6 protein-coding genes are annotated in these 7,070 nt (G+C 47.2%); 1 reads left to right on the forward strand and 5 read right to left on the reverse strand.

Annotated elements, in window-relative coordinates; all coding sequences use genetic code 11:
• Nucleotides 1–332: 332 nt before the first annotated feature.
• Nucleotides 333–1,088 carry a DeoR/GlpR family DNA-binding transcription regulator gene (locus tag TX77_RS06755; protein WP_044504013.1) on the forward strand — a complete coding sequence of 252 codons (756 nt, stop codon included), beginning with the start codon at nt 333–335 and terminating at the stop codon, nt 1,086–1,088.
• Between the two features lie 109 nt (nt 1,089–1,197).
• On the opposite strand, the gene TX77_RS06760 is transcribed toward TX77_RS06755, so the two are convergent.
• The 5 genes from TX77_RS06760 to rhaB all read right to left on the reverse strand — a co-directional run bounded on the left by TX77_RS06760 (nt 1,198) and on the right by rhaB (nt 6,663).
• On the reverse strand, nt 1,198–1,515 hold the full coding sequence (locus TX77_RS06760; RefSeq protein WP_044504014.1) for an L-rhamnose mutarotase: 318 nt from the start codon (nt 1,513–1,515) through the stop codon (nt 1,198–1,200).
• 152 nt (nt 1,516–1,667) lie between these two features.
• Nucleotides 1,668–3,020, reverse strand: coding sequence for an MFS transporter (locus TX77_RS06765; protein WP_044504015.1), 1,353 nt, complete (start codon nt 3,018–3,020; stop codon nt 1,668–1,670).
• A 27-nt stretch (nt 3,021–3,047) separates the two neighbouring features.
• The gene (gene rhaD / locus TX77_RS06770) at nt 3,048–3,866 is read right to left on the reverse strand and encodes a rhamnulose-1-phosphate aldolase (protein ID WP_044504016.1); all 819 of its coding nucleotides are present in this window, start codon (nt 3,864–3,866) and stop codon (nt 3,048–3,050) included.
• A 36-nt stretch (nt 3,867–3,902) separates the two neighbouring features.
• Nucleotides 3,903–5,138: an L-rhamnose isomerase gene (locus TX77_RS06775; protein ID WP_044504017.1), complete on the reverse strand. Its 1,236-nt coding sequence runs from the start codon at nt 5,136–5,138 to the stop codon at nt 3,903–3,905.
• A gap of 106 nt (nt 5,139–5,244) precedes the next feature.
• A complete protein-coding gene (rhaB, locus tag TX77_RS06780) occupies nt 5,245–6,663 on the reverse strand; it encodes a rhamnulokinase (RefSeq protein ID WP_044504018.1) in 1,419 nt (472 codons plus the stop codon).
• Between the last annotated feature and the right edge of the window lie 407 nt (nt 6,664–7,070).

A 7,070-nucleotide genomic window follows, 5' to 3' on the forward strand; every position in this document is an offset into this window, starting at 1 on the left:
CGATCTCCTATCGATTCTACCACGCTGCCCTTCTTGAAAACACCTTGCTCCCTCCCATACGAATAAATCCAAAGTCTATGTCCTCCGAAAAAATCCTCTTTTTTTATACCCTGCATGGGCGTAGTCAAACAGCTCCTCTTATCAGGGTACTTTCGCTCATTTTTTATGAAGACACCTTTCTTTTCAAGTGAACCGAGAGACAACATCCAACAAATCAAACGTCTATTTTTGTCTGTTTCTATTGTATTGATCCTCAAATTGCCCTATAATAAGAGCGAATCATTGGGAAATAGAAAAAGATAACAGAAAACAAGAGAAAGAAGGAGCTTATCATGCTGGGATTAGAACGCAGACAAAAAATCATGGAAAAGATTCGAATTGACCGCAAAGTTTACGTCTCAGAACTTGCTAAGTTATTCAAAGTAACCGAAGAAACAATCCGCCGCGACCTGGAAAAACTGGAAAGACAGGAGTTGCTCAGCCGCAGTTACGGCGGTGCCGTGATAACGGAAAGCACGAGTGATGAACTTTCTTATACGCGTCGCAGCTCCATAAACAATGAAAGCAAACTGCTCATCGCCGACAAAGCCGCAAGCCTGATCCAAGACGGCGACACGATCATGATGGATTCCAGCACGACCTGCCAAGCACTCTTGCAGCGCCTTCAGAATCAGCGTAATATCACGGTCGTTACCAATTCCATCCGTCTCATGAACGATTTCATCGGCTGCGGCTTCAAAATGATCTGCACAGGCGGCACGATGCGCGACAGCTCCTGTGCCCTGACAGATTCCATAGCCTGTGAAACACTTACCCGATACTACGTCGATTTTGCCTTTATCAGCTGTAAGAGCATCGACTTGAACAAGGGCATTATGGAATCCAACGAAAGCGAAAGCCGCGTCAAGAGCATCATGATGCAGCAGGCCCGCAATACCATTCTTCTGGTCGACCATTCGAAATTTGACAAAACGGCGTTTGTTAAATGTGATGATTTCGAACGCATCGACACCCTCGTCACCGATGTTCCGCCTTCTAAGGAATGGCAGGAATTTCTGGCAGATAAACAGATTAACTTAATCTTCTGACAAAGGCTGATTTACAAAAAACGACCTCCTAAATTAGACGTTCGGATCTAATCTTAGGAGGTCATTTCATGTCCATAAGAAATTCGTTTTTTATTTTTAGGAAACGATTTCAAGGCAGGAAGAATACCTGCTGCATCTTCGGCTGTGCTCCCGTCGTTGGATCCATTTCCATAACCATGACATCCTTCATGTACTCATTCCACTTGTCAACGACAGCGCTCTTGGCCTGATAGGATTCGGCATAAGCCACCCCTTTTTCGCATTCAAAATAGCCGAACAGTTCATTTCCGACATTCCATATCGTATAGTTTGAAATACCGGCATCCTTCAGTACCTGCTTCATTTCCGGCCAAATATGGGCATGACGATATTTATATTCATCGAGTTTTCCCTCTTTGACCGTCGCTTTCCATGCAAAACGTTCCATCAAAAAACCTCCCATACATGTTCATCAAAATGATCAAAAAGAAGAACCTCCGTCTCCCCCTTCTCCAATTGCCCGACAAAAGGAATCGTTTGGGAGCGGCGAAGGCTCTTTTTCATCTTATACGTTAAACCTCAATCGTATGCAGACGGCTGTCATTTTCCTACCGGATGAATGGCATTGACATTATGTTCGACCGGTTTGACAAACCAGCCATTTTCATCGATTTCGTGGTCATAGCGCTGTTTCGTGATTTCATCAAGGGTCAGGCCGCGGGCATCAGAACCAAAGAAGGTACCGGCAACCCAGCTGATAAATACGAATCCGATCATGATCATCGCGGCGACCTGGAAACCGACCGTTTCCATCAGGATAGGAACGAGGAAGCCCCAAACAGCGGCGGAGAAACGCGTGACAAAGAAGGTGAATCCCTGTGCCGTTGCGCGGTAGCGGACCGGGAAGAGTTCGGAGCTCCAAAGTTGATAGAACTGCTGCTGCATCGAGAATCCCCAGACAATGGTGAAGAAGAAGAGCATCCACATCTGCATCATGTTCGCCGGCAGGGCCCAAACGAACCAACTGATGACACCGAGACCGGAAAAAATGCCAAATACCTTGCGGCGATTAAATTTATCGCCTGTATACATAAAGATGAAGGTCGTCAAGATACAAACGGCAAAGTTCAAGGCCGTCAGGAACAAAGACATGGCGTTCGAGAGCTTACCGAGGTGTTCGTACACATAGGGCATGAAGAATCCGTTCGTACTGGCAGCCAGATTCCAGAGCGTATAAACGGCACAGAGCATGACCACCGTCTTGAGGCAGGTACCGTGAAGGATATCGCCATAATGGACCTTACGAACTTTAATGCCTTTTGCCGCAAGTTCCTGTTCCCGTTTATGGGCTTCTGTCCATTCCGTCGATTCCGGCATCTTCAAACGCTGATACCAAATCCAGCCGGCAACGACGATCAAATGGGCAAAGATGATACGGTTACCGAGAAGGCCGAACATCGAATTGAGCGGAATGGATGCGAGAAATACGACAACAGGCCCGAGCATCCAGGCAACTTGGGCTGAACCGCAGTGTTTGGCACGATTTTTCGACGGCGCTTCTTCCGCAATAAAGGTCCAGGAAGCGACGACATCGGCGCCGACCATTAACCCGACAATGACGTAACCGAGCAGGAACAGGGGATAGTTCGTTGCCAGGCAAATCATCGCCACGCCGATCATATAAAATAGAAGTGCGTAGTTATAAACGAATTTACGGCCATACTTATCACAAATCTTACCCCCGATCAGCGCCCCGATGGCAGCCCCTCCCGTATTCGATGACAGCGCGGCCAAAAGACCCATCTGCACACTGCTCATGCCGAGATAGCCTTGCCACATCGACAGTCCGGAAGCCCCTGCTACGATGGAACCGGCATCGATGTAACTGATGAGCCCGGCAATTAAGGTCTTTTTCCAAGCAGACATCTCGTAATCGACTTTTACACCTAACATAGCCTTTTCCTCCCTTTATAAAAATGATTAATCCAATAACTTCGTATTCAAATCAATATGGAAATCCTTAGCAAGCTGTATAAAGCCCTCCCGAGGAATCGTCTGTTTTTTACCGCCCATCGATAAGACTTTGACACAAATTTCCGAGGCTTTTTCAACCGTATCCATGAGTCCGAAGGCTTCATCAAAGGTATCGCCGCAAACGAACAGGCCATGATGGGCCCAGACGACGACGCGGTATTTCTCCATCAGTTTAACCGAGGCGTCGGCAATTTCCTTGCCGCCCGGTACCATCCAGGGCACGACACCGATGCCTTCCGGGAAGATGACGGGATCTTCCGTGGCCATTTCCCAAAGCTCACGCGTGAATTCCTTATCCTTCAGGGGCAGGACAAAAGTCAGGGCAATGAGATTCGTCGGGTGTGCGTGATAAATGATGCGGTTCGTCCCGTTGGTCATCTTTTTCTTCAGTTCATGGGCTGCCAGGTGCGTCGGCAGTTCACTCGTCGGACGACCGCCGTTGACAAGGCCCCAAACAATGCCATAATTCTCGCCTTTTTCGTCGATCTTTATGAGGGCCGTGTTTTCTTCCGGTGCCAATGAGACGTTGCGCATATATTTGCCGCTTCCCGTAACCAGGAAATATTCGCCGGCAAGGCCCGGGACAGTATTGCCGATGGGCTTCCATTCCGTCACTTCATGCAGCGATTCCTTGACGGCGTCGACTTCTTCTGTTTTGACACGATACGTCAAATTGCCGCCGTTTCGTTCATGCCAGCCTTTCTGAAATGCATCTGCCGTCAGGCGCTTAAAACCTTCCATAAATGTTGAATCTTTGATATCCATGATTGACTCCTTCTTTATTTCAAATTATAGTTTCTCTTATCGCTTGGACAGAACGTCCTTTTCGTAATCCGTAATGACGGAGTACCACTGACCGTCAACGGGGACCTCGTTGCGTTTGCAGAACTCAGCCCAGACATCGCCGAAGGGCAGCGTCTTCATTTCTTCCAGTCCCTGCAGGACCCGCGTGAAATCGGCTGCATCTTGTGCTTCCTTGAGTTCTTTGTTCGGTGTCAAGAGGCCGTAGAGCAAAGCTTTCTGCATGTTGCGCATGCCGATAACCCAGGCTGCAACACGGTTGATGCTGGCGTCGAAGAAGTCAAGGCCGATGAACACCTTGTCGAGGGCATTACAGCGGACGAGCTCCGTTGCCAGTTCCTTGAGCTCATCATCGAACTTGATAACATGATCGCTGTCCCAGCGGACCGGGCGGCTCACATGAAGGGCTAAACTGTCGTTAAAGAGCAGCATCGAAGAAATCTTATCCGAAACGACTTCCGTCGGATGGTAATGACCCGTATCCAGGAGACACATGATGCCATTCTTGGCGGCGTAATTCATATAAAATTCATGAGAGCCTACGGTGTACGACTCAACGCCGATACCGAAAACCTTTCCTTCCACCGCGTCGGCGATGTTCTTACGGTCATATTTCACGGAAAGGATTTCATCCAAAGATTCCTTGAGGCGCTGACGAGGTCCCAAACGGTCAGCAGGCACATCCTTTGTCCCATCGGGAATCCAGATGTCGTCCAGAGCCGTGATGCCAAGTTCTTCACCAAAGTAGTTGGCAATCTTCCGGCAGGCTTTGCCATGAGCAATCCAGAAATCACGAATATCCTTATCCGGGCTGGAAAGGGTCATGTTGTTTTTAACATTCCGGTGACTGAAGAAAGTCGGGTTGAAATCAAGGCCGATGCCTTCTTCTTTCGCAAAATCAACCCATGCCTTGAAATGTTTCGGCTCGATCTGATCACGATCAATATTTTCACCGGTGATCCGGTACGAAGCATGAAGGTTCAGTTTGTGCTTAGCCGGAATCAGAGAATAAGCCTTTTTGATATCCTGCATGAGTTCTTCCGGATTGCGTGCACGGCCCGGATAATTGCCCGTCGCCGCAATGCCTCCAGTCAGTGAGTCCGAATCGAATCCTAAGACATCGTCGCCCTGCCAGCAATGCATGGAAATACGTACATCTTGCAGTTTCTGTAAGGCCTTTTCTACATCCACACCCATCGATGCGTAACTTTCTTTTGCTTCTTCAAATCTCGACATAATGAAAACCTCCTATAAATCCTGTAACCTTGAGGTGACGTACATCACCTGATATATAATATTTATAACTTCCAACATCTTAATCGCTCCGGTTATGGAACCGGAATTACTCGAATTGATTTTCGATGCGCTTCACATCGAAGGACTTGGCTACGACCTGCCGTGCTTCCTTTAAATCTTCAAAGACCTTAGCACCCAGCATCTGCGCCATGATATTGCCGATAGCCGTCGCTTCTACCGGCCCGACATACACCGTTTTGCCTGTCGCCTCGGCAAGCAGCCTGTCCAGGAATTTATCTTGACAACCGCCGCCGACAACATGAATCGTATCGTACGTACGGCCCGTGACTTCCTCGATTTCGGCAACGGTCTTGGCATAGCAGTTTGCCAAACTCCGATAGACACAATACAGGAGTTCACATTCCGTTTCCGGTTTTTCCTGATTCGTTCTTTCACAATAATCCTGCAAGGCTTTGATCATACTGTCCGGGGCCAGGAAAGCGCTGTCGTTGACATCAACTGTCGATGTAAAATAGCGGCCGATATGGGCGAGTTCATAAAGTTCGTCAAAGGTGTACGGATGCTTAAACTCGCGGCGCAGATTCTGCATCATCCACATTCCCATGATATTCTTGAGATAGCGATAGCGATAATGGTATCCGCCTTCATTCGTAAAATTATGCTTTCGACTCATTTCGGTACAATCCGGAATCAGGCGTTCAATTCCCATGAGCGACCAGGTTCCCGAACTCAGATAAATGCTGTCATCGGAATTCGTCGGGACTGCCATGACTGCCGAACCCGTATCGTGTGTGGCCGGAAGGACAACATGGGTCTTGAATCCGACGCACGCTTCCATTTCTTTTGAAAGGGGGCCGACCAGCGTCTTCGGCATATGGATGTCACCAAAAATTTTTGTCGGCAGGCCCAGCATTTTAAGGAGTTCAAAATCCCAATCCTGTGTTTTTGCATTAATCAGTTGTGATGTTGTTGAATTAGTGTATTCATTCATGGCAATCCCGGTCAGTCGATAATTAAGATATTCCGGGATCATCAGAAAACGTTCTGCCTTGTCCAGTATTTCCGGTGTTTCTTTTTTGATGGCCATTAAATGATAGATGGTGTTAATCATCATTTTCTGAATGCCATTGCGACTGTAAAGTTCCGCTTCGGAAATCGTCTTATAAACTTCCTCATCCATGCCCTTTGTACGTCCGTCGCGATAAGCAACCGTATCGCCGATGACCTGGCCGGCCTTATCGAGGAGGACAAAATCAACGCCCCAGGTATCGATGCCGACGCTCTCGGGAATGCGGTCAAGGTCCTTACACTTCTTAAGCCCTTCGACGACCTCCTGAAAGAGATGCTCAAGATCCCAGCAAAGATGACCGTTCTGTTTTACAAGCTTATTCTCGAAGCGGTAAATTTCCTCTATGCGAATCTTTCCTTTATCAACCCAGCCAAGGATATGACGACCGCTCGAAGCGCCGATATCTACCGCCAAATAATACTTTATATCTGACATACTCCCATTTCCTTTCCCATCAATAAACCACTTACATTTTTCTTGTTTTCCTGTTTTCTTCTTTGTTTACTTGGTTTTTACAATAACTATACTACATTTAAACTATGTAAAAGTCAACATTATTTCTTTTTTCATATGTTTTTACTTTTGTTATGCATTAAAAGCAAGATATAAAGCTCTTTTTATCAATATTCTTTACATATTAATAGCGGATTTCTTAAAAAATATAATCTGGTTTTCACAAGAAAGATGGCTTTGATCGAATCTCACCCCAACATCAGTCGCCGTCTTCAGTCCCCAAAACGATGGAGAAAATGGCTTTATATGGCCATTAAGACATCACCCTCTCGTATCCCCTGCCCATTCGCCCGGCCCGATACAACGCAAAAAAACCTCCGAAAGTTAGA

The organism is Megasphaera massiliensis (assembly GCF_000455225.1).
Taxonomy (GTDB): Bacteria; Bacillota; Negativicutes; order Veillonellales; family Megasphaeraceae; genus Megasphaera; species Megasphaera massiliensis.